The sequence below is a fragment of the Bacillus sp. D7-8 genome (genome assembly GCF_052055895.1).
In the GTDB taxonomy this organism is placed as follows: domain Bacteria; phylum Bacillota; class Bacilli; order Bacillales; family Bacillaceae; genus Bacillus; species Bacillus velezensis.
On sequence record NZ_CP179922.1, the window covers coordinates 3,172,580 to 3,195,224 of the forward strand.

The window sequence follows — 22,645 nt, forward strand, 5'->3', positions numbered from 1 at the left end:
AATAAGCTCCTTTCAAACCAAAATCAATATACGTCACGCTGATAGCGTTTTTTCTGCTGCATGTCTGCCAGGAAGCTTTCCGCTTTTTCACGGCTCATGCCGCCTTCTTCCTGAATGATATCGAGAAGCGCCTGGTGCACGTCATGCGCCATATGCTGTTCATCACCGCAGATGTATACGGAGGCTCCCTGCTGCAGCCATTCATAAAGCTCTTTGCTTTGTTCTTTCATGCGGTGCTGCACATATACTTTTTCCTCCGAATCCCGGGAAAAAGCGACGTCCATTTTTGTGAGAACACCGTTTTGCAGCCATTTTTGCCATTCCGTCTGGTACAGAAAATCAGTGACAAAGTGCTGATCCCCGAAAAACAGCCATGTTTTCCCTTCAGCTCCGGTTTCTTCACGCTCCTGCATAAAGGAACGGAACGGCGCGATGCCTGTCCCCGGCCCGACCATAATGATCGGTGTATCCGGATTTTCCGGCAGCTTGAAGTTTTGGTTGTGCTGAATGTAAATCGGAAGCGTATCTCCCGGCTGGAGTCTTTCCGCACAAAGAATGCTGCAGACGCCTTTTCGTTCTCTGCCGTGCGCGTCATATCTGACCGCTCCGATTGTCAGATGCACCTCTTCCGGATTCGCTTCTAAACTGCTTGCGATCGAATAGAGCCGGGCCGGCATTTTACGCAGGATGGAAAGAAAGTCTTCCGCTGTCGCTTCCCACGGACCGAAATCCCGGACGAGATCAAGCAGATCACGGCCGTTGATGTACGCTTTCAGCTGCTCTTCGTTTCCTTCGGCCAGAAGTTCACTCAGCTTTTGGTCAGCCGTAAACTGTGCGGCCTTTTGCAGGAACGGTTTTGTTAAAACGGTTATTTCAAAATGAGAAGTAAGCGCATCTTTCAGCGGGAGGCGCTCTCCTTGTTTATTCACCGCCACTTCCTGTTTTGGGTCCCATTTCAGCTCATTGATCAGCTCATCAACGAGCGCCGGATCATTTTCCGGATAGATGCCGAGGCTGTCTCCGGGCTGATACGAGAGACCCGACCCTTCAAGCGAAAGCTCAAGATGGCGTGTCTCTTTATTCGAACCGCGTCCGTTCAGATTGATGTTCTCAAGAACCTCCGCCCGAAACGGGTTCGTTCTGGAATAAACGGATTCACCGAGAGCCGGCGTCTCGGCAGGCGCTTCGGCTGTTTGATTTCCCGCTCCTTCGTTCAAACCGCCGATGACCGCGTCAAGCCATTCAGAAAACGGCTCATCATAATCAAGATCGCAATCAACCCGCGGCGCAAGCTGGGTGCCGCCGAGCTCTTGAAGACGCTCGTCAAACTCTTTGCCGGTCTGGCAGAAAAATTCATACGAGCTGTCCCCGAGCGCCAAAACGGAGTAACGGAGCGCTTCAAGCTTCGGCGCGCGTCTGCCGTGAAGAAATTCATGAAAGGCCAGCGCGTTATCCGGCGGATCGCCTTCTCCGTGCGTGCTCACCACGATCAGTAAATTATTTACTTTTTTCAGATTATTCGGCTTGAAATCGTTCATCGACGCGACGGTGACCTGGAATCCCCGTTCCTCAAGCGTCTTTACCGTCTGTTTCGCAAGACCTTCCGCATTTCCCGTTTGCGATCCGTATAATACGGTCACTTCTCTTGAGACTGCCGGGCTTTCTGCAGGAGCCGGAGCAGCGGGTGCGGCTGTTTCACCGGATTCGGACCGGGCCGCAGCCAAATAACCGCTCAGCCAGATTTTCTGTGATTCTGTCAAGGTCGGCAGAAGGCGGTTAAGGAGCTCTGCCTGCTCCTGATTAAACGGACTGTTCATGACCTGAAGTTGCAACGATATCCACCTCACAAGGAATTAAACGTAACGTACGTTATTTCTATAGGAATTGTCAAAATAATATTCTAATTGAAACTTTACCGAAAGTTTGTATGTAAGTAAAATATATAATCATGATGACAACGATTAAGATTACTAATGATAAAAAGCCCTTTGCACTTGGCAAAGGGCTTACACGAATAAGCCGGCGGGCACTTCTTTAATAAAAGGAGAGTGTTCTCCCGGAGACAATACGGTCAGATGATGCATCGCCCGCGTACAGGCCGTATATAACAGCTTACGGTCATGTTCGCTTTTGTACTGGGCAGCAGAGGCATCAGCGGCAATGACGGCGTCAAACTCAATGCCTTTTGCCAAATAAACGGGAATGACGCATACCCCTTTTTGAAAAGGCTGGTTTTCTTTATTGATCAAGCGGACACCGCTCTCGGCGCTGACCGCCTGAAACACTTTTTTGGCTTCCGCGGCCGTTTTGCAGATGACGGCGACCGTCTCCCAGCCTTTTTGTCTGAGCTCCCGGATTGTATCCGCCAATTGTTCCTGCCGCGCATTTTCTGTATCCGTCCGCAAAACACGCGGTTTTTCCCCGTTCCGGTTAAAAGGCTCAATGTCATCGCCGTCAGCCAGCAGCGCTTTCGTAAATTCAACAATCTGCCGCGTCGATCTGTAAGTCCGCTTCAGGCTGACATACTTTTCTGCACCATTGCGAAAGCAGCCGGCGAGGGAAGAAGGGCCCGTAATGGTGTGGGCATAAATCGACTGGCTGACATCACCGAGCACCGTCATCTTTGCCGCTGGGAAGATGCTTTGAATATACGTGAGCTGAAATGGGGAATAATCCTGCGCTTCATCAATGAAGACGTGCTTCATTTGTGTGTTTTTTCTTTTTCCTTCTAACAGATCCTGCAAATACAGATACGGAGCGGCATCTTCATACGGAAGTGACCGTTCTGCAAATGCGTTTCTGGTCAAAGCGCCGATGCTCTCCCAATGATCGGGCTTTTCATCAGCTCCCCAGTCTGAAAACAGCCGGAGATACATCCGTTTTATATCGAGAAAGCCGAGCCGTCTGACGGCCTGCTTAATCGGTTTAAAGGCTTTGCCGACAATAATGGCGCCAAGCAGCCGCTGTTCGCGCTGATGGTCGTCAAATGCAGGTTCATCATCTGCCGCCTGCTTCTTGAGTGTTTGATAAACCTCAGCATAGTCTTCCTTATCAAGCAGCTCGCTCTCCTGCAAGACCCATTCCTTCTTACGCTCCTTTTTTTCGAGAGCGCTGATTTCCGCGAGAAGCCATTCCGCTGTCAGCTCCGCTCTGTTCGGAATCGGCAGCTGCTGATCAAGCGAATAAAAATAGGCTTCAATCCGTTCTTTTGAAATCAGGATGTCTCCCCGGAAGCTGATCTGTTTACACATCAGGCCCGAGCCGGAAAGCGAGCAGGCGTAGCGGTCAATCATGGCCTGGAAAGCTGATGACGCTTTGTAAGCAATGGCTGCGAGCCTTACGGAAAGTGCGTCCTGATTTTGTTCAGTCAGGCAATATTCAAGCTGCTCGTACGGGCTTTCACAATCAAACTTTCGTCCGAGCCGGCGGATGATATATTCCTGAAAGGTGGCCTGCTCCATATTCTCTTCTCCCAATTCCGGCAATACGGCGGAAACATAACTGTTGAACAAAATGTTCGGGGAAAACAATACAATCTGACGGGCATCAAGCACCCCGCGCCCGCGGTACAGCAAGTAAGCGGCCCGCTGAAGCGCCGCGGATGTTTTCCCGCTTCCGGCGGCTCCCTGAACGATGAGATATTTGCTTTTTTCATCCCGGATGATTTCGTTCTGTTCTTTTTGGATGGTTGACACGATGTTTTTCATATGCTGTCCGGAATGCCCGCTCAGCACCTCTTGCAGCATTTCGTCACCAATCGTCATATCCGTGTTAAACATCGCTTTAAGCGTCCCGTTTTTAATGATAAACTGCCGCTTCAGTGTGATGTCTCCTTCTATCGTTTCTTCGGGAACTTCATAGCGGGCTTTTCCCGGGGAATATTGATAGTAAAGAGATGAGATGGGCGCGCGCCAATCATAAATGAGAAATTGCTCGTTGTTTTCATCCATCAAAGAAGTCAGCCCGATATAAATCCGCTCGGAAGAGGACTCCCCTTTTTCCGTAAAATCGACACGGCCGAAGTAAGGAGAGGTTTTCAGCTTTTGGATTTTTTGAAGCTGCCGGTATTGAAGCCGATGCGTCCGTTCACGTTCTGAAAGCATTTCCGCCTGCTGTTTAATGCTTGAAAATGTCTCAGCCGCTTCGTGGGCGTCATCCATATTCACGGTGACATCATCCCAAAACGTTTTTCTCAGCCCGACAATATCCTGCTTCAATCCGCCCGATGATGTTTCCAGAGACCGCTCTTTTTTGCGGAGCTCCTTCAGCACTTCATCTATTCTTGACTGCTCTTCCTTCCATTCCTTATCCTGCTGATTCATGAACGGCACCTCCAGAAAATAGTTGACAAACACATACGAAATACTGTAAAATAAAATTGGATACATATAATTAATATATAATAAAATAGGCAAATACAATTCATCTTAGCACATTCACCCAATATCAATCAAGATATGGGTTATTTATATGCAAAAAAACCGATTTCGCTTTGAAATCGGTTTTTTTGATGTTAGTTATCTAAACGAAAAGAACGGTTTGGCAGCTGCCACTTAAACATATAGGAACAAACGCGGCAAACAACAAGCACGAAAAACAGAACGTACAACCCAAACGAATTTCCCAGCCAGCCCAAGCCGACGATTAACCCTCCGAGCGCGGCCCAGACTGCATAAATTTCCGCCTTGAGCACAAGCGGCTTCCTGCCCGCGAGCAAATCCCGTATGATGCCGCCCCCGCTGCCGGTCAGGACCGCTGCCGCAATCACCGCACTGAGCGGATGGCCCATTTTCACGGCATATAAAGCGCCTTGGATGGCAAACGCCGAAAGCCCGATGGCATCGGATAGGTTGCCCCATTTACTCCAATGCCTTAACAGCAGCTTCGGAAACAAAAAGACAATCGTAACTGATGTGAGAGCGATTTGAAAAAACGCGCCTTGCTCCCACAAGGCGGAGACCGGAACACCGATCAGCAGATTTCGGATCGCTCCTCCGCCGAACGCCGTTACAATCCCCAAGATATACACGCCTAAAATATCATACTCCTCTTCCATCGCAACAATCGCTCCGCTGACCGCAAACGCAATGATGCCGATTACACTAAGCAGCTCCCAGGCCATTCCATATGCTCCTTTTTATTTGTTAAATTTTCTGACGACCATTAGATTTTATAATCGCTTTCTCTTAAAATCAACCTTATTTTTGAAAGATTCTGATTCCTAACCCGGGACAACCTCACCCGCAACGGCTGGGAGCAAGAATATTTACCTATTTTATACTATTTTGGGAGGTTTATTGGAAGTTTCATTGAATACTTTCTCTAACAAAAAGGGGGTTATGAGATGAAAATCAGTTCACTTGTTTTTCCTGTTTTATTGGCCGCCGGATTAATTCCCGGCCTGCCGTCAGCCGAAAGCCATACGCATTCGCACACTCATGCGGAGCCGGCGAAAACGGTGTATACGGACCCGCTTCCGAAAGCCGATCATTTTAAAGATCTGAAGGGCCCGGTCCAAGTCGAACAGACGGTTGGCACAAAAATTCTGGATGAAAACGGCAAGCAGGTCGGCACGAAACGATTCAATGCCAATGTCAGTCAGGATAAAGCCTCGACTAAAGCCAGCACGGGCAGCCAGAAGGTCAGAGTGCTGGCGGTGGCGGACGCTGAATACCGCGCCAAATACAGCGACTGGCAAACGCGAATCGTCCAGATCGTGGAGCAGGCGGATGTTGCTTTTAACCGTGATCACAACATTGATTTCGTCGTACAGGCCGTGCAGGCTTGGAATTCCTCCGGCTCAAACAGTTCTCAGATTTTATCGAATCTCCAAGGCAGCTTCAGAAATCAAAATTATCATTTTGTCGTCGGTTTTACCGCAAAATCAAGTTTTGACGCCGGCGGTATCGCGTATGTATATAACGGCAAACCGAGCGGCCCGGCTTTCAGCGTGAACCTTGATCAAGGAACGGCCAACACGGCGAAAGCTGCACAGCACGAGTTTTCCCATAACTTCGGACTTCAGCATGACGCCCAAGGCAGCGGCATCCGCTGCGTCATGAATTATGATTATGCCTATTCCGTGGATATTTGGGACAGCTCCCATAACAGACAGATTGCGACAAACAAAGCTTGGTACAAATAATAGAAAAAGAGCCGCTCCCATGGAGCAGGCTCTTTATTTTGCCGCGCGTTCCGTTTTGACAAAACACATGCAGATAATAATGAGAATAAATGCCGTCAATGCCAGGAAAGGAATGGTAATGAAACCGAACCAGTTAATATATTCAGATGAGCAAGGCACGCCGTAGACACACGGCTTGATGCCGCTGAAACCGGGCACCTTCTGCTCAAGGTAATGCATGATCGATATAAACGCGCCGATGACGGCCATCGGCAGCACATATTTTTTCACGCGCGTGTCACCCTGGAAGGTGGCGATTCCTAAAATCAGGACAAGCGGGTACATGAGAATTCTTTGATACCAGCACAGCTCGCACGGTATGAATTTTCTGATCTCGCTGAAATATAGGCTGCCGAGCATGGCAGCAAGAGCTATCACCCAAGAAGCATATAAAAATACGATTCTATTTTTCATTTTTCAGCTCTTTCTTAATCGTTTTTGAAATCTCATCATATTTAGAGAAGTCATTAATCACTTTGTCATTTACATAAATCGTCGGTGTCGCCGTAATGTTTAATTTATCATTCAGGTCAGTGTCAGCTTTCAGCTCTTTTGCAAATGTCTCTTTATCAAGGTTTTCCTTCAGCTTGTCAGGATCAACCTTTTTCGCGGTGCTTTTGACCGTTTTTTCAAGCAATGCAGGCGTGACCCATTCCTGTTCGCTTGACGGCTGCTGTTCAAACAGCTTTTCATGGAATGCCCAGAATGATGCCGGGTCTTCTTTCCACACTTCTTCTGAAGCAAGAGCCGCCAGACGCGAGCCGCTTCCGTGGTACATAACGTTCACAAATGAAAATTTCACGTCGCCTTTATCGATAAAATCTTTTTTGATTTTCGGAAAGATATCGCTGTTAAATACTTTGCATGACGGACACTTGTAATCTCCGAATTCAACTACCGTAACAGGGGCGCTGTCTTTGCCGAGCACGGGCTGTCCTTTAATGGAAGGCTGTTCGGCGACTGTTTCGCCCGCTTTTTCCGTTTGGTTGTTAATAATTACGATGGCCGCAAATAAAACGACAACGATTAACGTCAGAATCACCGCAAATTTTGCAGACGATTGTTTCTTTTTCACTCAGACACCTCATTGTTTTTAAAATAAAAAAGAAGCGGATGCCGGATGGCCCGCTTCTCTATTTTACCAAGACAACCTTGTTTAAGAAAACCCTGAAAAACGAATTATCTTTGACAATTATTCCGCTTTCACTCTCATGACGCGCATCGCGTTGGCAACGGCGATCAGCGTGACGCCTACATCTGAAAAGACCGCTTCCCACATGGTGGCGAATCCGAATGCGCCAAGCAGGAGAAAAATGATTTTTACGCCTAAAGCAAATCCGATGTTCTGCCAGACGATCCGGCGTGTGCGGCGTGCAATCCGGATGGCTTCGGCTGCTTTTGACGGCTGGTCTGTCATCAGGACGACATCGGCCGCTTCGACGGCGGCATCAGAGCCGAGAGCCCCCATGGCAGCTCCGATGTCAGCTCTGGCAAGCACAGGCGTATCATTAATCCCGTCGCCGACAAACATCAGTTTTTCATTCGGTAAAAGCGCCGCTTCAAGTTCTTCGACGCGGTCTACCTTGTCACCCGGCAAAAGCTCTGTGTACACGTCATCAATACCGAGCTCTCGGCCGACAGCTTCTCCGGTCTGCTTTGAATCACCCGTCAGCATCACTGTCCGCTTCACGCCGAGCGCTTTTAAATTGGCAATGGCCTGTTTGGCGTCCTCTTTGATTTCATCGGCGATCACGATCGCCCCCGCATACTGCTGATCAACGGCGACATAGACAACGGTTCCGTTGTTTTCAGCTGTGCCGGAAGCGATTTGTTCTTTTGCCATCAGTTTTTGATTTCCGGCTAAAATCGTTGATCCGCCGGTTTTCACCCGAATGCCGTGTCCGGGTATTTCTTCATATTCTTCAATCTCCTCAGCCGAGAGCGGTTGATTGTAAGCTTCACGGATGGAAGAAGCTATCGGATGATTGGAATGGACTTCCGCAAGCGCAGCCGCATGAAGCAGGCTGTCTTTCGTAAATCCCGCCGCCGGTTTGATATCAGTAACGGCGAAATTGCCTTTCGTTAAGGTTCCCGTTTTATCAAACACGGCGTATGCCACCTGATTGAGCGCTTCTAAATAGTTGCTTCCTTTCACGAGCACCCCTGCTTTAGACGCAGCTCCGATACCGCCGAAAAACCCGAGCGGAATGGAGACGACGAGTGCGCACGGACAAGAAATCACAAGGAAAATCAGCGCGCGGTACACCCAGTCGGATAGCGCGGCTGAAGGCACGAGAAGCGGCGGTAAAAAGGCGAGAAGCACCGCAACAATGACAACGGCCGGTGTATAGTACTTGGCAAACTTCGAAATAAAGTTTTCCGTTTTCGCTTTGCGTCCGGCCGCATTTTCGACCAGATCCAATATTTTTGACACGGCAGAGTCTTCATATCCTTTAGAGGTTTCAATATGAAGCACGCCGTTCTGATTCATAAATCCGGCCATCACATCTTGCCCCGGCTCCGCTTTTCTCGGCACGGATTCGCCCGTTAAAGCGGATGTATCAACCATCGAAGAACCGCTCAGCACCTTTCCGTCCAACGGAATCCGTTCTCCGGGATTCACGACGATGACCTGTCCGACTTTGACGTCCTGCGGCGGAACGGCAGTCATGCCGTTTTCCGTTTTCACATTGGCGTACTCAGGACGGATGTCCAATAACGCGCTGATCGATTTTCTGGATCGGCTGACGGCCGCTCCCTGAAACAATTCACCGATTTGGTAGAACAGCATGACCGCGACGCCTTCCGGATACTGATGAATCATAAATGCGCCGATCGTGGCAAGCGCCATCAGAAAATGCTCATCAAATACCTGGCCGCGGACAATGTTTTTTCCCGCTCTGGCTACGATATCGCCGCCGATGATCAAATACGAAGCAAAAAAGAGCAGAAACTCAAGGACGGCGCCCGTGTGCGCGAAGTAAGCGATGACGGCCAAAACGGCTCCCGCAGCCAACCTCACTAACATCAGCTGCAGCTTTTTGCGGTATTCATCCTCGCCGGGTTTGTCTTCGTGCTTCGAACGAACGGTCACATGAGGATCAATGGACTTTACTTTTTTCGCGACTTCGTCTTTCATCCATTGCTCGTTTTTGCCGCCGGCTGAGACCGTGATGGTGCTTGCCGCAAAATTGACAGCACAGCCGTCTATGCCGTCAATGGCTTTTACGCCGTTTTCTATTTTTTTTGCACAGTTGCTGCAATCAAGTCCGTCTAATACAAATTCACCTTTGGCTGCTTTCATTTTCGACTCACCCTACTTTCCGTAATAGGATTCCCATAACATCAATACAGCTAAACGAATTTATATATATGAACATATACTCATATATGTGTTTTCTCTATTATATGCAGGCTTTGAATAAAGTGTCAATAAAAAAGACAAAACAGGCATCAGCCCATTTTGTCTTTTTTTACCTTCTGTAAACGCAAAGCATTAAGGACGACCGATACTGAGCTGAACGCCATGGCAGCGCCTGCCACCCACGGGGCCAGAAAGCCGGCCGCCGCAATCGGAATGCCGATGCTGTTGTATCCCAATGCCCAGCCTAAATTCTGCTTGATGTTTCTCATGGTCAGCCTGCTCATGCCGATGGCGTCGGCAATGCCGTTCAGGTCACCGCGGATCAGCGTAATATCCGCCGCTTCCATTGCGATATCTGTGCCGGTGCCGATGGCCATTCCGATATCGGCCACAGCCAGCGCCGGAGCATCATTGATGCCGTCACCGACCATCGCCACGCGCCGGCCTTCTTTTTGCAGCCGGTAAATTTCCGCCGCCTTTTGTTCGGGAAGCACTTCGGCGATCACGCTGCCGATGCCCGCGGCTTTTGCAATGGCTTCCGCGGTCTTTTTGTTGTCACCGGTCATCATGATGACGTCAAGCCCCATATCATTCAGGCGTTTCACCGCGGCCGGAGATGTGTCTTTGATTGTATCGGCGACTGCGATAAGCCCCGCCGCTTTGCCGTCTGCCGCAATAAGCATCACCGTTTTTCCTTCCGCCTCCAAGCGGGCCATGTGCGGAAGCAGCGCCTCATGTTCGATGTGTTCCGATTCCATCAGCCGTCTTGATCCGGCTAGAATCGTTCTGCCGTCAGCCTCGGCGTATATTCCGGAACCGATCCGGGCTTGGAACCGGGTGATTTTCGGGATGGCAATCCCCCGTTTTTCGGCTCCTGACACGATGGCTTCTCCAAGCGGGTGCTCTGATCCCGTTTCGGCGGCCGCCGCCAGCCGCAGGAGTTCCTCTTCGTTCATTCCCTCTGCCGGTACGGCGTCTGTCAGAACCGGTCTGCCGTTTGTCACCGTTCCTGTTTTATCCAGTACGATGGTCGTCAGACGCTGTGTTTTTTCTAAATGCTCTCCGCCTTTAAAGAGAATGCCGAATTCAGCTGCGCGTCCGGAGCCCGCCATAATGCTCGTCGGAGTGGCGAGCCCGAGTGCGCACGGACAGGCAATGACAAGCACGGCGATGAATTTGCCGATCGCTTCAGAAAACTGTCCCGGCGCCGCCCATACATACCAAATGAGAAAAGTCAGCACGGCCAGCCCCAGCACAATAGGGACGAAAATGCCTGAAATGTGATCCGCGAGCCGCTGAATGGGGGCTTTTGATCCTTGGGCTTCTTCCACGATTTTAATAATGTGTGCAAGCGCGGTATCTTTCCCGACATTCACCGCTCTGATTTTGAGAAAGCCGTTTGCATTGATCGTCGCCCCGGTGACAGTGCTTCCGGGAGACTTATCGACAGGCATGCTCTCCCCCGTAATCATCGATTCATCAATTGCGGAATGGCCTTCAATCACTTCGCCATCGACAGGAACACGTTCTCCCGGTTTCACATATACGATATCCCCCGTCCGGACCTCGTCAATCGGAATCACCTGTACCTTCCCTTCCCGCTCAACCGCCGCCGTCTTCGCCTGAAGCTTCATTAACTTTTTAATCGCTTCTGATGAGCGGCCTTTCGCTTTCATCTCTAAAAGCTTTCCAAGCAAAATCAAAGTCAGCAAAATGGCGCTCGTTTCATAATAAAGCCCCTCTACATGTCCGTCTCGTCCGAGAGACGCAATCGTCATGTACAGGCTGTATGCGTAAGCGGCCGTCGTTCCGAGCGCAACGAGAACATCCATATTGGCGCTTTTGTTTCTCAGCGCCTTATACGCTCCCATATAAAAAGGCCAGCCGATGACGAGCTGCACCGGGGTGGCAAGCGCGAATTGCAGCCACGGATTCATCAGGATATCCGGCATCCAGATAAAAGAAGTAAAAGAAAAATGGCTGACCATCGACCATAGAAGCGGAAAGGAGAGAACGGCAGAAAATATCAGCCTGATCAGCTGCTTTCGCTGCTCTTTCTCCTTTTGGGATAATCCGCCATCTCCATCAACCGCTTGCTTCTCGTCTAATCTGTAGCCGAGTTTTGCCACGGTCTCTTTCAGCTCTTTCGGTGTCACCTCTTTCGGATTGTATTCAACGGTGACCGTTTCCAAAGCGAAATTCACCGGTGCGCTGTCAACTCCCCCTACTTTGTTCAGGCGCTTTTCAATCCGATTGGCGCAAGCGGCGCACGTCATGCCTTCAATCTGAAACTCGGCTTTTTCCGTCACAACATGGTAGCCGAGTTTTTCAATTTTATCCTTTATGGCGCCAGCTTCGATTTTGTCAGGCTGATAGGAAATATTTGAGGTCTCAAGCGCAAGATTGACGGAAGCGTCATTGACGCCGTCCATCCGTTTCAGCCCTTTTTCAATTCTTGAAGCGCAGGCGGCGCATGTCATGCCTCCCACTTGAATGGTCATCTCTTTCGGTTCACTCAATGCCCTCACCTCTTCTCACAAACCCCCAGGGGGTATCATTTTCATAAAAGAAAACCGCGCCCGTTCCCGAAGCGCGATAAACCCTATACGACGTCATACCCTTGATCTTCAATCGCGTCTTTTATATCTGATACGGAGACTTTGTTCTCATCAAACGTCACATCCACCTGTCCGGCTTCCAATTTCACCTGAACCGCCGTCACTCCGTTCAGTTCTCCTACTCCGGTCTCTACTGCTTTGACGCAGTGCTGACATGACATGCCTTCGACTTGCAGTGTTTTTTGTTCCATGATAATTCCCTCCACGTCTTGTTTTTTCTTCTTCATGTTACCATACCCCTGTAGGGTATTTCAAAACATTTTATTTTATGATTTTGCGATTTTTTTCACAACATCAAGCAGCTCGGCAATCGCCTGCTCCCCGTTTCCGCTCTCAATGGCGCCGGCTACGCAGTGATGGGCGTGATCTTCCAGCAGATGAAACGCGACTTTCTGCATGGCCGCCTGTACGGCTGAAATCTGCACGAGAATATCCACGCAGTATCGTTCGTTATCCACCATATTCTGAATGCCCCTGACTTGGCCTTCAATCCGTTTCAGCCGGTTCAGGATCTGGTCTTTTTCTTTGGCGCTTTTATGATTTAACGATTGATGCTCGGTATGTTTGTCCATTTTCCACCTCGGTTTTTTTCTTCGTTATCTTCATTATACAGACTTGAAAATCCGGTGTAAAAAATTTTCAACACACAAGTTTTACCAGTACACCCGCGGGGTATATAATGTTATCACTTATCAAGAGGGGGAAACTCATTGAAAACGATACAAGTCGGCATATTGGGATATGGTTTGTCGGGTAAAGTTTTTCATGCGCCGCTTTTGGACGTCCTTGATGATTATCAGATCAAAAAAGTCATGACGTCCAGAACGGAGGAGGTCAAACGTGATCTGCCGGGGGCTGAAGCCGTGCGCGCGATTGAAGACATTACCGGTGATCCTGACATTGATCTCGTCATTGTTACGACACCGAGCGGAATGCATTATGAATCAGCGATGAAATGTCTCCTGGCGGGAAAACACACCGTCGTGGAAAAACCGATGACGGCGACTTCAGCAGAAGCGGAGGAGCTGAGAAGAACGGCTGAAGATAAAGGCGTCTTGCTGAGCGTGTATCACAACCGGCGCTGGGACAATGACTTTTTAACGATACAAAAGCTGATTCGGGACGGGGCGCTTCAAGACATTCATACATATCAAGTCAGCTACGATCTATACAACCCGGTTGTACAGGAAAAATGGCGCGAAAAGAACGGACCCGCCACGGGAACGCTGTATGATCTCGGTTCACATATTATTGACCAGACACTTCTGCTTTTCGGAATGCCGGAATCCGTCACCGCACATGTGATGAAACAGCGGGACAACAGTGAAACCGTTGATAATTTTCTGGCCGCGCTCCATTACGGCAAACTTCAGGTCATTCTTCAATCCGGCTCCATGAATGCGGCAAGCGGCCCGCGCTATCAGATTCACGGACGGAATGCAAGCTTTATCAAATACGGAATGGATGGACAGGAAGATGCGCTTTCAGCGGGCAAAAAGCCGATTGACGACAGCTGGGGCGCCGATGATCCTGACAACTTCGGAGAGCTGACAATCGCAGCGGATGAGAAAAGGCATACAGAAACAATCCCCTCTGAGAACGGCTCTTACCTTACGTACTACAAACTGCTGGCAGACAGCATCTTAAACGGAAAACCGCTTCCCGTTACGGCAAAAGAAGGCATCGATGTCATCCGTGTCATTGAAGCGGCGATGAAAAGCAGCGAACAAAAACGGACGATTGCCCTTTAATATGAAAAACCTCCCAGCCGTACGGCGGGGAGTTTTTTTTAAGATCAGAATGATTTTCCGGCTTCTTTCGCGCGGGCAATCGCATCTTCTTTAATTTGCTGTGCTTTATTCGGTTCAGCATTATGGCCTTCAACGATTAATCCGTCGAAAGAAGGAACGCCGAAGAAGTTCATCATGATGCCGATGTAACGGTGGCCCATTTCCATGTCAGCCGCCGGTCCTTCAGAGTAATAGCCTCCGCGCGCCTGAATGTGGAGCGCTTTTTTGTCTGTCAACAGACCGATCGGGCCTTGCTCTGTATATTTGAATGATTTTCCGGCTACAGCCACAGAATCAAGGTACGCTTTCATAACAGGCGGGAATGAGAAGTTCCAAAGCGGTGTGACGAATACGTATTTGTCAGCTGCCGCGAATTGATCGCTCAGCTCGTTCAGACGGCCGACTTTCGCTTTTTCGTTTTCAGAAAGCTCTTCAAAACCTGTGCCGGATTGAAGTTTTCCCCAGCCGCTGAATACATCCGCGTCGATATGAGGAATGTTCTCTTTGTAAAGGTCGATATGTACAACCTCATCATTCGGGTTTGATTCTTTATAAGAATCGATAAACGCTTTTCCTGTCGCCATGCTGTAAGATGTCTTTTCATCATGAGGATGAGCAGTGATATAAAGTACTTTTGCCATTGTAAACAGCCCTTTCGTTTTCAGATTACACACACATTTATTATGAAATATGAATGTTTTTTTATACTGATCAGTTCTGTAATAATTATAGTTACAAAAAAATCTTTTCGCAACAATAATATCTCGAAATCAGTATATTTTTTTGAAAAGGCTGCAAGAAGTACCTCCAGCAAATCGAAAAAAACCCGCGTTAAGCAAATTTCGACAAAGAAAAGACCGATTTTGACCATGTTAAGCCTAAATCGGCTGTTTCATTTCAGACAGTTGTGTGGAATTTATCCATGCAAAATGTTCCTGCTCTTATATTAGAGACAAACGAATTCCGCTTCATACGTTCGAATTTATCACACTCTTTTATTGCAGGTCTGCTTGCCAGTTTAACAAATGTTTCATTTTCTGTTCTGTTTCACCTTCTTGGCGGGGTTGGTAAATGGTTAATTTTAGTTCAGGGGCATCGTACACTTGAAGAGTAATATGATCCATAATCATTTCTCCAACTAAAGGATGCAGCAGTGTTTTTTTGCCGCAAGGAGTACCTAGAACTTCATGTTTGGACCACCAATTACGAAACTCAGGGCTCTTATTGGTAAGTTCTTTAATGATATCTTTAAACCACTCATCACCGACAAAACGTGTATAGGCTAACCGAAATTGAGCAATCAAGCGTTGCGCATGATCTTCCCAATTAAGAAAGAGCTCTCGGTATTCTTTAGACGTAAAGCAACGCCAGACTGCATTACGATCTCGATCATTCATTTTATTAAAGTCACCAAAAACCACGGCAGCAGCTTTATTCCAGCTTACTATGTTCAATTTTTCGTCGGTTACATATGTAGGGCAGTATTCTAATTGACTCAATACATTTTTCAGGACGCTATTTACACTTTCAACGAGAGGTCTTCCCACCTTAGATAGCAATGGCCGATTTGCTAATAAAAATAGATGCTCTTTTTCCTCTTCATTTAACCTGAATACACGCGAAATAGCCTCCAATACGTCTGAAGATACCTGTATATCACGCCCTTGCTCTAACCATGTATACCAGGTTACTCCTATTCCTGCCAGCTGAGCTGCTTCTTCTCGGCGCAGTCCTTCTGTTTTTCTGCGCGGACCAATAGGTAAACCAAAGTCTTGAGGAGATAATCGCGCCCGTCGTGTTTTTAAGAAATCCCCTAGTTCTTTCCTTCTTTCTTTGTCACTTAACATGAACTTCTCCCCTTATAAGTAGTAGTTTTAATAATAGGATAAACACACTCCTATTCCCATTATAAACCTTCATCTATTCTAATAAATGAAGGAGGTGAGTTTTATGATTTTCAAAAATAGGGCTGAGCCTTTCCCGAAAGGATTAGTTCTCCTCATGGCTGCAGCATGTGGTTTTACAGTAGCTAATGTCTATTTAAATCAAACGCTCTTAGTCAGTATGGCAAATACTTTTCACGTTTCTGAAAACAATATAGGAATTGTAGCAACTTTAACTCAAGTGGGATATGCCTTGGGAAATCTTTTATTGGTACCATTAGGTGACATTTTTGAACGGAGAAAATTGATCCTAAGTTTATTATCTATTGTATGTATAATTTTAGCCGCAACTGCTTTATCAATGAATGTAACGTGGCTGATTGCAGCAAACTTAATTCTTGGATTTGTTACCATAGTCCCTCAAATTATTGTTCCTCTTGCTGCTAATTTAGCTTCAGAAGAGAACAGAGGAAAAGTGTTAGGGAATGTTGCCATTGGCTTAGTGTGTGGGATTTTAGGCGCTCGATTTATCAGTGGTTTTGCAGATTCCCATTTTGGATGGAGATCAATGTATTGGGCTTCTTTTGCTGGCACAATGATAATGATCATTTTAATGGCAATGTATCTTCCAAAAAGCAAAGGAAATCATGCAATGCAGTATAAAACATTACTTGCATCTTTAGGCCCGTTATTTAAAAAAGAAAAAGTGTTGCAAAAAGCTTGCCTGAGTCAAGGAATGATGTTTGGTTCCTTTAGTGCCTTCTGGACAACTCTTATTTTTTTATTAAATACTTCTCCTTATTCTTATGGGAGCACCGCGGCAGGTTTAATAGGTTTAGTGGGAATAGCTGGAGCCTTTGCAACTCCCATGATTGGCCGGGTGATCGATAAAAAAGGATCAAAATTTGCTAATACCTTATGTATGTTTATTTCTTTAATCGCTTTTCTGACCTTAATATTCTTAGGATATTGGTTACCGGGATTACTCCTTGGCGCACTATTAGTAACAGTTGGCACGCAAGCAAATCAAGTTGCTTGTCAAGCTGCTATCTTTCAACTATCTTCTGAAAAGAGAAGCAGATTAAATGGTTTATACATGGTATCTACATTCTTAGGCGGATCTTTAGGATCATATCTAGGTGTACTTGCTTGGAGCAAATGGCATTGGTATGGAGTATGTACAGTTGGGATACTCATGATAGGTATTGCTTTTAGTTCCTTATTTAGCTTACCTAAAAAAAGAACAGTAAAAAATAGAGAATTCGAGAAAGGAAGTCATATCTAATGTCTGAAAATACAGAAAACTACAAAAAGGGATTGGAAGTTCTATCAAAAATAGATCCGCACAACTATCAAAATATCGTGAACAGTTTTAAAGATTCAGCAGCACCTGACTTGGGAACTTTGGCTGTGGAATTTAATTACGGTCAAATTTTTTCCAGACCGGGATTAGATTTAAAATCCCGCCTTCTTGCAGCAGTTGCTGGTCTGACTGCTTTAGGAAATACAGAACAATTAAAGTTTTATATTAACGGAGCTTTAAATGTCGGATGGACCGAAGAAGAAATTGTGGAAGCTATGATGCAAATGTTAATTTATGCAGGCTTTCCTGTCGCATTAAATACCATTTTAACAATAGCTACTGAAGTATTTTCTAAAAGACGAAATCAGCTGTCATCCAATTTATTGGAAGGAGAGTAAAAAATGATCATTGATAGTCATGCCCACGTAGTTCTACCTGTAGAAAAACACATTGAAATGATGGATTCAAGCGGGATAGATAAAACTATTTTATTCTCTACGCTTGTTCATCCAGAAAAAAGTGAAAGCTACGATGAATTTATTCAGGAAATGGATGTACTGAATCAAATTTTAAATAACGAGATAAACCCCCTAGAAGCACGAGTAAAAGCTCTAGAAGAATTAAGGGATGCTATCGCAAAATATCCTGACCGTTTTATTGGATTTGGATCAGTTCCCCTTTTAAGTTCCTCCGGAGAACTGCATGATTGGGTTGAGAAGATTGTAAAAGATTATAAAATGAAGGGACTTGGAGAATTCACCCTTGGTTCAGGCCAAATTAAAATGCTTGAGCCTGTATTCCAGGCAGCTAGTGATTATAATTCCTTTCCGATTTGGGTGCATACATTCCATCCACTCAATTTAAATGATATTCAGGAATTGTTCGCTTTAACTCGTAAATATCCCACTGTCCCTGTAATCTATGGCCATTTGGGAGGGATTCATTGGCAGCAAGTTATTGCATTAACAAAAGAAACAAAGAACGCCTACCTAGATATTTCTGCATTTTATACAACCTATGCATTATCTTTGGCTATAAAAGAACTCCCAGAGAAAACTTTATTTAGTTCTGATTTTCCATATGGTGATCCATTCCTAAATAAGTTGGCAGTTGAACGCCATGCTTCAAGTGAAGAAGTCGTACAACGAGTACTAGGCGGAAATATTGCTAACCTCTTAAAGATTTAACTTATTTTTATAACAATTTCTTAGGGAATATAAGTTTGAAGGATTGCATTCAGCAGGTTTTCATTCCTTACGTCTTTTAAATAATAAAGAGCCGATTTACTCTTAACGGTTAACGGAGTAAATCGGCTCTTTTCTTATCCAAAATGCTGGCGGGATCCCTTTAATGACGGGAATGACAAGCAGCAGAAAAAGCAGAAACATTTAGCTTCTGCTCAAAATCGGGTTTGATTTACAGACCGGAATATCCAACCCGAGATTCCCCCGCAGTGTATCGGCCGGATAGCTTTTTCGGTACAGCCCCTTTTCCTGGAGGATTGGTATGACATGATCCACAAAGGCTTCAAGCATGCCCGGGATGTCAGAGTGAATGATAAACCCGTCCGCCGCTTCCCGCTGAAACCATGTTTCAATTAATGACGCTACACGTTCAGGTGTGCCGATAAAATGGGTTCGCGGAAACGCGGCTTCGCGCGCCACTTGACGCAACGTAAGATTCCGGGCTTTCGCCTCCCTTTTGATACGGTCTGTCGTGCTTTGAAACGCGTTTTTCCCGACGTCGCCCAAATCAGGAAACGGCTCATCCAGCGGAAAACGGCTCAGATCATAATCGTCAAAAAATCTGGCCACATATTTAACGGCGTTCTCTATCGGAATCAGCTCGGCGAATTCTTGGTATTTCGCTTCCGCTTCTTCTTGTGAGCCGGCTATAATCGGACTGATTCCCGGAAAAATCCGCAGCTTGGAAGCGTCCCGGCCGTAATCCGCCGCCCGCTTCTTCACATCATCATAAAAAGCCTTCGTTTCCTCAAGTGAATTGGAGTGCGTAAAGACTGCATCTGCATTCCTCGCGGCAAACGACCGGCCGGTTTTTGAAGACCCCGCTTGGAAAACGACCGGCTCTCCCTGTTTGGACCGGCCGATATTCAGCGGACCCTCCACTTGAAAATACTCGCCTTTATGATACAGGCGATGCAGTTTGTCAGGGTCAAAAAACTGCCCGGTTTCTTTGTTGCGGACGAAGGCATCTTCTTCCCAGGAATTCCACAGACCGCGCACCACGTCCACATGTTCCTGGGCGATGGCGTAGCGCCGGCTGTGGTCGGGAAGGCTTTCTTTGCTGTGATTGCGCGCGGCTCCCGCCTGCGGAGAGGTGACGAGATTCCAGCCCGCCCGGCCGCCGCTGATATGGTCAAGAGACATCAGCTGTCTTGCGATGGTGAACGGCTCAGTGAATGATGTGGAAAATGTGCCGATTAAACCAAGGTGGGTTGTAGAGGCGGCAAGCGCCGATAAAATAGTGATCGGCTCAAACCGATTTAAGAAATGCGGGATGGACTTTTCAGAAATGAACAAGCCGTCCGCAATAAAAGCAAAGCTGAACAGCCCTCTTTCAGCAGTCTGCGCTTTTTGCCTGTAAAACGCCGCATTCGTGCTTGCTGTCGGATCGGCGTCGGGATGACGCCAGCCGTCCGTTGTGCCGCCGACACCGTGAATCATGGCTCCGAATTGAATAAGATCCGTCCGGCTCATTTTCTCTCCCCCTTTTTCCCCTCGTAATCAGCAAGCGCCCGTTCTACATGTTCAATGCCGACTTGAGTAACGGCCTGATACACACGGCTGTCACCGCTGCCGATTTCAACGACGGGAACATGACGGATGCCGTACTTCGTCTGCAGCACGTCACGCAATTCGTCCCGTTCTGTCACATCAATTGTTTCGTATGCAACGGCATTTTCCCGCAAATATCCTTTCACTTCATCGCAATAGGAGCAGCCCTGTTTGCTCCAGACCACAACGTTTACTTCATAACTCATGTTCATCCCTCCTATAATTGTGGGGCCGGCTGCACCGCTTCGCTTAACAGCCGGTAAGACAATCGTTTTTCCTCAGCGTTTTTGATAGGCGACAAAATCACAAAATCAGTAATGCTGTATTGAACGGATAATCGTCGCAGCTCGGCGGCAGTCTCTTCTTTTGTCCCGGCAATCACACCCGTCTTTTGTGTAATCAGCTTATACGGCTGCGTGACTTGTTCAAGAAACGCTTCCGCTTGTTCCCGGGAACCGACATTCACCTTTTTGCCGTCTTCGAGAATGATTTTGACCGACTCACGCGATACCACGTGTTTTTCCGCTTCTGCTTTTGTATGCGCGGTAAAGACCATCGGCGCAAGGTGAAATTCCGCCTTAGAGCCTTTCGGCAGATGCTCGTCAAAGGCGTGGCGCGCTTTTTCTAACGCAGCCTCTTCACCGTTTATGAAATAGGCGAAAACGAAGGAAATGCCGAGTTTGGCCGCGGATATCGCGCTTTCCGCGCTGCCGCCGAGCAAAAAGAGGTCAGGCGCATACTCAGTATGCGGCGCCGGCCGCAATGACGCGTAGCGGTGCGAGTCCGGAAAATCATTTCGGATGAAATGAGTCAGCTCCTCAAGCTTTTCTTCAAATAAACGGGCGGGCTGGATAAGCTCCCGCTGCAGCGCATCGGTTGACAGCTGAAATCCGCCGGGCGCTTTGCCGACACCAAGCGCCACTCGGCCGGGAGCAAGAGCGGACAGAACCCGGAACTGCTCTGCCACTTTATAAGGACTGTAATGCTGCAGCATCACCCCGCCGGACGCGAGACGGATTTTTTTCGTGCTTGCGGCAAGATACCCCAGAACAATTTCCGGCGCTGATCCCGCTATCTCTTCATTGTTATGATGCTCCGCCGCCCAGAAACGGTCATATCCGTATTGTTCGGCCTCCTGAGCCAATCTCACCGTTTGCCGCAAGGCTTCTTCTGCGGTTTGGTTTTCCGCGGTGACACTTTGGTCTAAAATGCTTAAACGAATCATACGACAGGCTCCTTTATGCGCTCTTTTATGTCATAACCGTAATCAGGCAGCACGCGGCGGAGGAACTTCTTCGTTCTTTCTTTTTTCGTCTTGTAAAAGACTTCCTCAGGCGTTCCTTGTTCCACGATTGCTCCTTCATCCATAAACACAATTCGGTCGGACACTCTTCTGGCGAATTCCATTTCATGTGTGACAATGATCATGGTGGCGCCGGTCCGCACAATGTTAAGCATCACCTCGAGCACCTCGCCGACAAGCTCCGGATCGAGGGCTGCGGTCGGTTCATCAAACAGCATCACATCAGGATGAATGGCAAGCGCCCTGGCAATTCCGACCCGCTGCTTTTGGCCTCCCGACAGCTGATTCGGATAGGCGTTCAATTTATCCTGAAGCCCCACCTTGGCCAGTTCCCGCTCGGCAATGGCGTACGCATCTGTTTTTTTCATTTTCCTTGCGACCGTCAGGCCTTCCATAACATTTTGAATCGCCGTTTTATGCGAAAACAAATGATATTGCTGAAAAACCATCGCCGTCTGTTTCCTCAGTCTGAGAATGTCTTTTTTGGCAGGCTTTTTGCAGTTAATGACTTCACCGTGCAGCGAAATGGCGCCCTCATCCGGCCGCTCAAGTAAATTAAGGCAGCGCAGAAAAGTGGTTTTCCCGGAACCGCTCGGGCCGATGATGGTCACGACTTCTCCTTTCCGGACACTTAAATTGATCCCCTTTAGCACGTGATGACTGCCAAAATGTTTCTGAATGTTTCGGATTTCGATCATAATGCGCCTCCTTGATATCTGGCCGCCCTTTTTTCCGCCAGACTGTTTACAGCTTCGAGAATCAGCGTTAATCCCCAATAAATCACGGCAGCCCCGATAAATGCTTCCAGAAATGCATAGTTATCGGATGCCGCAATCGTCGCCGTTCCTGTAATTTCAGGCACCGCAACAATTGCCGCGATGGAAGTGGTATGCAAAAAGCCGATGCCTATGTTGGTGAAGTTCGGCAGCGATATCATGAACGCCTGCGGCAGAACCACGCGCCGAATCATCTGGCTCCGCGTCAAGCCGATTGAATATGCCGCCTCCGCCTGCCCCGTATCGACGGCCATGATCCCGGAACGGAGAATTTCCGTCATATAAGCGCCTGCCGTTAATGACAGTGCCATGATGACAAACACGGCGACCGGAATCTGATTGGCCGACCAGCCGAGATGAAACGCGCGGCTGAATTGATCGGCAATCAGCGGAACCCCTAAATAAATCAGCATAATATGGAGAATCGCCGGGGTGCTGCGGAAAAAAGACACGTAAAACGCTGAGCAGGCCAGCAGCCATTTGATGCGGAATATACGCACCGTGATATTGCCGAGAGCTATGAAAAATCCGGCAATAATCGGAATGACCGTCATCGCCAATGTAAGCGGAACGGTTTTCATCATTTGTTTGATCGCAGTGCCGATAAATGGAATGTCCAGCTCCACTGT

Annotated in this window: 21 protein-coding genes; 5 read left to right on the plus strand and 16 right to left on the minus strand. The window is 47.7% G+C overall.

Annotated elements, in window-relative coordinates:
• Positions 1-23: 23 nt before the first annotated feature.
• From ACKTRM_RS15610 to ACKTRM_RS15620, 3 genes are all read right to left on the minus strand, one after another.
• Positions 24-1,832 carry an assimilatory sulfite reductase (NADPH) flavoprotein subunit gene (locus ACKTRM_RS15610; protein ID WP_012118439.1) on the minus strand — a complete coding sequence of 603 codons (1,809 nt, stop codon included), beginning with the start codon at positions 1,830-1,832 and terminating at the stop codon, positions 24-26.
• A 174-nt stretch (positions 1,833-2,006) separates the two neighbouring features.
• Positions 2,007-4,322, minus strand: a complete 2,316-nt coding sequence (gene helD / locus ACKTRM_RS15615) for an RNA polymerase recycling motor HelD (RefSeq protein WP_012118440.1) — start codon at positions 4,320-4,322, stop codon at positions 2,007-2,009.
• Between the two features lie 191 nt (positions 4,323-4,513).
• Positions 4,514-5,122, minus strand: a complete 609-nt coding sequence (locus ACKTRM_RS15620; protein WP_012118441.1) for a trimeric intracellular cation channel family protein — start codon at positions 5,120-5,122, stop codon at positions 4,514-4,516.
• Positions 5,123-5,344: 222 nt separating this feature from the next.
• Between ACKTRM_RS15620 and ACKTRM_RS15625 the strand changes: the two genes are divergently transcribed.
• Positions 5,345-6,145, plus strand: a complete 801-nt coding sequence (locus ACKTRM_RS15625) for a zinc-dependent metalloprotease (RefSeq protein WP_012118442.1) — start codon at positions 5,345-5,347, stop codon at positions 6,143-6,145.
• Between the two features lie 33 nt (positions 6,146-6,178).
• Here ACKTRM_RS15625 and ACKTRM_RS15630 read toward each other — a convergent pair whose 3' ends face one another.
• The 6 genes from ACKTRM_RS15630 to csoR form a co-directional block, all read right to left on the minus strand.
• Positions 6,179-6,598 (minus strand): disulfide oxidoreductase, encoded by a 420-nt coding sequence (locus ACKTRM_RS15630; protein WP_012118443.1) that lies wholly within the window; start codon positions 6,596-6,598, stop codon positions 6,179-6,181.
• Positions 6,588-7,259, minus strand: coding sequence for a DsbA family protein (locus ACKTRM_RS15635; protein ID WP_012118444.1), 672 nt, complete (start codon positions 7,257-7,259; stop codon positions 6,588-6,590). Before ACKTRM_RS15635 ends, ACKTRM_RS15630 begins: the two co-directional genes overlap by 11 nt.
• A 117-nt stretch (positions 7,260-7,376) precedes the next feature.
• The gene (locus ACKTRM_RS15640) at positions 7,377-9,488 is read right to left on the minus strand and encodes a heavy metal translocating P-type ATPase (protein ID WP_012118445.1); all 2,112 of its coding nucleotides are present in this window, start codon (positions 9,486-9,488) and stop codon (positions 7,377-7,379) included.
• A 149-nt stretch (positions 9,489-9,637) separates the two neighbouring features.
• Complete coding sequence (locus tag ACKTRM_RS15645; protein ID WP_023357132.1) at positions 9,638-12,067, minus strand: heavy metal translocating P-type ATPase; 2,430 nt, start codon at positions 12,065-12,067, stop codon at positions 9,638-9,640.
• An 83-nt stretch (positions 12,068-12,150) separates the two neighbouring features.
• Positions 12,151-12,357 (minus strand): copper chaperone CopZ, encoded by a 207-nt coding sequence (gene copZ, locus ACKTRM_RS15650; protein ID WP_015240581.1) that lies wholly within the window; start codon positions 12,355-12,357, stop codon positions 12,151-12,153.
• 75 nt (positions 12,358-12,432) lie between these two features.
• The gene (csoR, locus tag ACKTRM_RS15655; protein ID WP_003151723.1) at positions 12,433-12,738 is read right to left on the minus strand and encodes a copper-sensing transcriptional repressor CsoR; all 306 of its coding nucleotides are present in this window, start codon (positions 12,736-12,738) and stop codon (positions 12,433-12,435) included.
• A gap of 138 nt (positions 12,739-12,876) precedes the next feature.
• Here csoR and ACKTRM_RS15660 point away from each other — a divergent pair, with 138 nt between their 5' ends.
• Positions 12,877-13,917, plus strand: a complete 1,041-nt coding sequence (locus ACKTRM_RS15660; RefSeq protein WP_012118448.1) for an oxidoreductase — start codon at positions 12,877-12,879, stop codon at positions 13,915-13,917.
• 44 nt (positions 13,918-13,961) lie between these two features.
• On the opposite strand, the gene ACKTRM_RS15665 is transcribed toward ACKTRM_RS15660, so the two are convergent.
• Both ACKTRM_RS15665 and ACKTRM_RS15670 read right to left on the minus strand, forming a co-directional pair.
• Positions 13,962-14,597 (minus strand): FMN-dependent NADH-azoreductase, encoded by a 636-nt coding sequence (locus ACKTRM_RS15665; RefSeq protein WP_012118449.1) that lies wholly within the window; start codon positions 14,595-14,597, stop codon positions 13,962-13,964.
• 354 nt (positions 14,598-14,951) lie between these two features.
• Entirely contained in the window at positions 14,952-15,803 is an 852-nt protein-coding gene (locus ACKTRM_RS15670) for a helix-turn-helix transcriptional regulator (RefSeq protein ID WP_012118450.1), read from the minus strand.
• A gap of 103 nt (positions 15,804-15,906) precedes the next feature.
• Between ACKTRM_RS15670 and ACKTRM_RS15675 the strand changes: the two genes are divergently transcribed.
• From ACKTRM_RS15675 to ACKTRM_RS15685, 3 genes are read left to right on the plus strand one after another with little or no spacing between them, the layout of a single operon-like run.
• Positions 15,907-17,124 (plus strand): MFS transporter, encoded by a 1,218-nt coding sequence (locus ACKTRM_RS15675; protein ID WP_012118451.1) that lies wholly within the window; start codon positions 15,907-15,909, stop codon positions 17,122-17,124.
• A complete protein-coding gene (locus ACKTRM_RS15680; RefSeq protein WP_012118452.1) occupies positions 17,124-17,540 on the plus strand; it encodes a carboxymuconolactone decarboxylase family protein in 417 nt (138 codons plus the stop codon). The genes ACKTRM_RS15675 and ACKTRM_RS15680 overlap by 1 nt, the downstream gene beginning before the upstream one ends.
• Positions 17,541-17,543: 3 nt before the next feature.
• Entirely contained in the window at positions 17,544-18,329 is a 786-nt protein-coding gene (locus ACKTRM_RS15685) for an amidohydrolase family protein (protein ID WP_007410004.1), read from the plus strand.
• A gap of 201 nt (positions 18,330-18,530) precedes the next feature.
• On the opposite strand, the gene ACKTRM_RS15690 is transcribed toward ACKTRM_RS15685, so the two are convergent.
• From ACKTRM_RS15690 to ACKTRM_RS15710, 5 genes are read right to left on the minus strand one after another with little or no spacing between them, the layout of a single operon-like run.
• Entirely contained in the window at positions 18,531-19,859 is a 1,329-nt protein-coding gene (locus ACKTRM_RS15690) for an LLM class flavin-dependent oxidoreductase (protein ID WP_012118453.1), read from the minus strand.
• Positions 19,856-20,143, minus strand: coding sequence for a glutaredoxin family protein (locus tag ACKTRM_RS15695; RefSeq protein WP_012118454.1), 288 nt, complete (start codon positions 20,141-20,143; stop codon positions 19,856-19,858). Before ACKTRM_RS15695 ends, ACKTRM_RS15690 begins: the two co-directional genes overlap by 4 nt.
• Positions 20,144-20,154: 11 nt before the next feature.
• Positions 20,155-21,162, minus strand: a complete 1,008-nt coding sequence (locus ACKTRM_RS15700) for an LLM class flavin-dependent oxidoreductase (RefSeq protein ID WP_012118455.1) — start codon at positions 21,160-21,162, stop codon at positions 20,155-20,157.
• Complete coding sequence (locus ACKTRM_RS15705) at positions 21,159-21,938, minus strand: amino acid ABC transporter ATP-binding protein (protein WP_012118456.1); 780 nt, start codon at positions 21,936-21,938, stop codon at positions 21,159-21,161. The genes ACKTRM_RS15700 and ACKTRM_RS15705 overlap by 4 nt, the downstream gene beginning before the upstream one ends.
• A complete protein-coding gene (locus ACKTRM_RS15710) occupies positions 21,935-22,642 on the minus strand; it encodes an amino acid ABC transporter permease (protein WP_012118457.1) in 708 nt (235 codons plus the stop codon). Before ACKTRM_RS15710 ends, ACKTRM_RS15705 begins: the two co-directional genes overlap by 4 nt.
• Positions 22,643-22,645: the final 3 nt, after the last annotated feature.

What these genes read in the sequence shown, in the direction of transcription:
- helD (WP_012118440.1), bottom strand. Translation starts at nt 4,322, where the DNA reads ATGAATCAGCAGGATAAGGAATGGAAGGAAGAGCAGTCAAGAATAGAT.
- ACKTRM_RS15620 (WP_012118441.1), bottom strand. Translation starts at nt 5,122, where the DNA reads ATGGCCTGGGAGCTGCTTAGTGTAATCGGCATCATTGCGTTTGCGGTC.
- ACKTRM_RS15625 (WP_012118442.1), top strand. Translation starts at nt 5,345, where the DNA reads ATGAAAATCAGTTCACTTGTTTTTCCTGTTTTATTGGCCGCCGGATTA.
- ACKTRM_RS15630 (WP_012118443.1), bottom strand. Translation starts at nt 6,598, where the DNA reads ATGAAAAATAGAATCGTATTTTTATATGCTTCTTGGGTGATAGCTCTT.
- ACKTRM_RS15640 (WP_012118445.1), bottom strand. Translation starts at nt 9,488, where the DNA reads ATGAAAGCAGCCAAAGGTGAATTTGTATTAGACGGACTTGATTGCAGC.
- copZ (WP_015240581.1), bottom strand. Translation starts at nt 12,357, where the DNA reads ATGGAACAAAAAACACTGCAAGTCGAAGGCATGTCATGTCAGCACTGC.
- csoR (WP_003151723.1), bottom strand. Translation starts at nt 12,738, where the DNA reads ATGGACAAACATACCGAGCATCAATCGTTAAATCATAAAAGCGCCAAA.
- ACKTRM_RS15665 (WP_012118449.1), bottom strand. Translation starts at nt 14,597, where the DNA reads ATGGCAAAAGTACTTTATATCACTGCTCATCCTCATGATGAAAAGACA.
- ACKTRM_RS15670 (WP_012118450.1), bottom strand. Translation starts at nt 15,803, where the DNA reads ATGTTAAGTGACAAAGAAAGAAGGAAAGAACTAGGGGATTTCTTAAAA.
- ACKTRM_RS15675 (WP_012118451.1), top strand. Translation starts at nt 15,907, where the DNA reads ATGATTTTCAAAAATAGGGCTGAGCCTTTCCCGAAAGGATTAGTTCTC.
- ACKTRM_RS15680 (WP_012118452.1), top strand. Translation starts at nt 17,124, where the DNA reads ATGTCTGAAAATACAGAAAACTACAAAAAGGGATTGGAAGTTCTATCA.
- ACKTRM_RS15685 (WP_007410004.1), top strand. Translation starts at nt 17,544, where the DNA reads ATGATCATTGATAGTCATGCCCACGTAGTTCTACCTGTAGAAAAACAC.
- ACKTRM_RS15690 (WP_012118453.1), bottom strand. Translation starts at nt 19,859, where the DNA reads ATGAGCCGGACGGATCTTATTCAATTCGGAGCCATGATTCACGGTGTC.
- ACKTRM_RS15695 (WP_012118454.1), bottom strand. Translation starts at nt 20,143, where the DNA reads ATGAGTTATGAAGTAAACGTTGTGGTCTGGAGCAAACAGGGCTGCTCC.
- ACKTRM_RS15700 (WP_012118455.1), bottom strand. Translation starts at nt 21,162, where the DNA reads ATGATTCGTTTAAGCATTTTAGACCAAAGTGTCACCGCGGAAAACCAA.
- ACKTRM_RS15705 (WP_012118456.1), bottom strand. Translation starts at nt 21,938, where the DNA reads ATGATCGAAATCCGAAACATTCAGAAACATTTTGGCAGTCATCACGTG.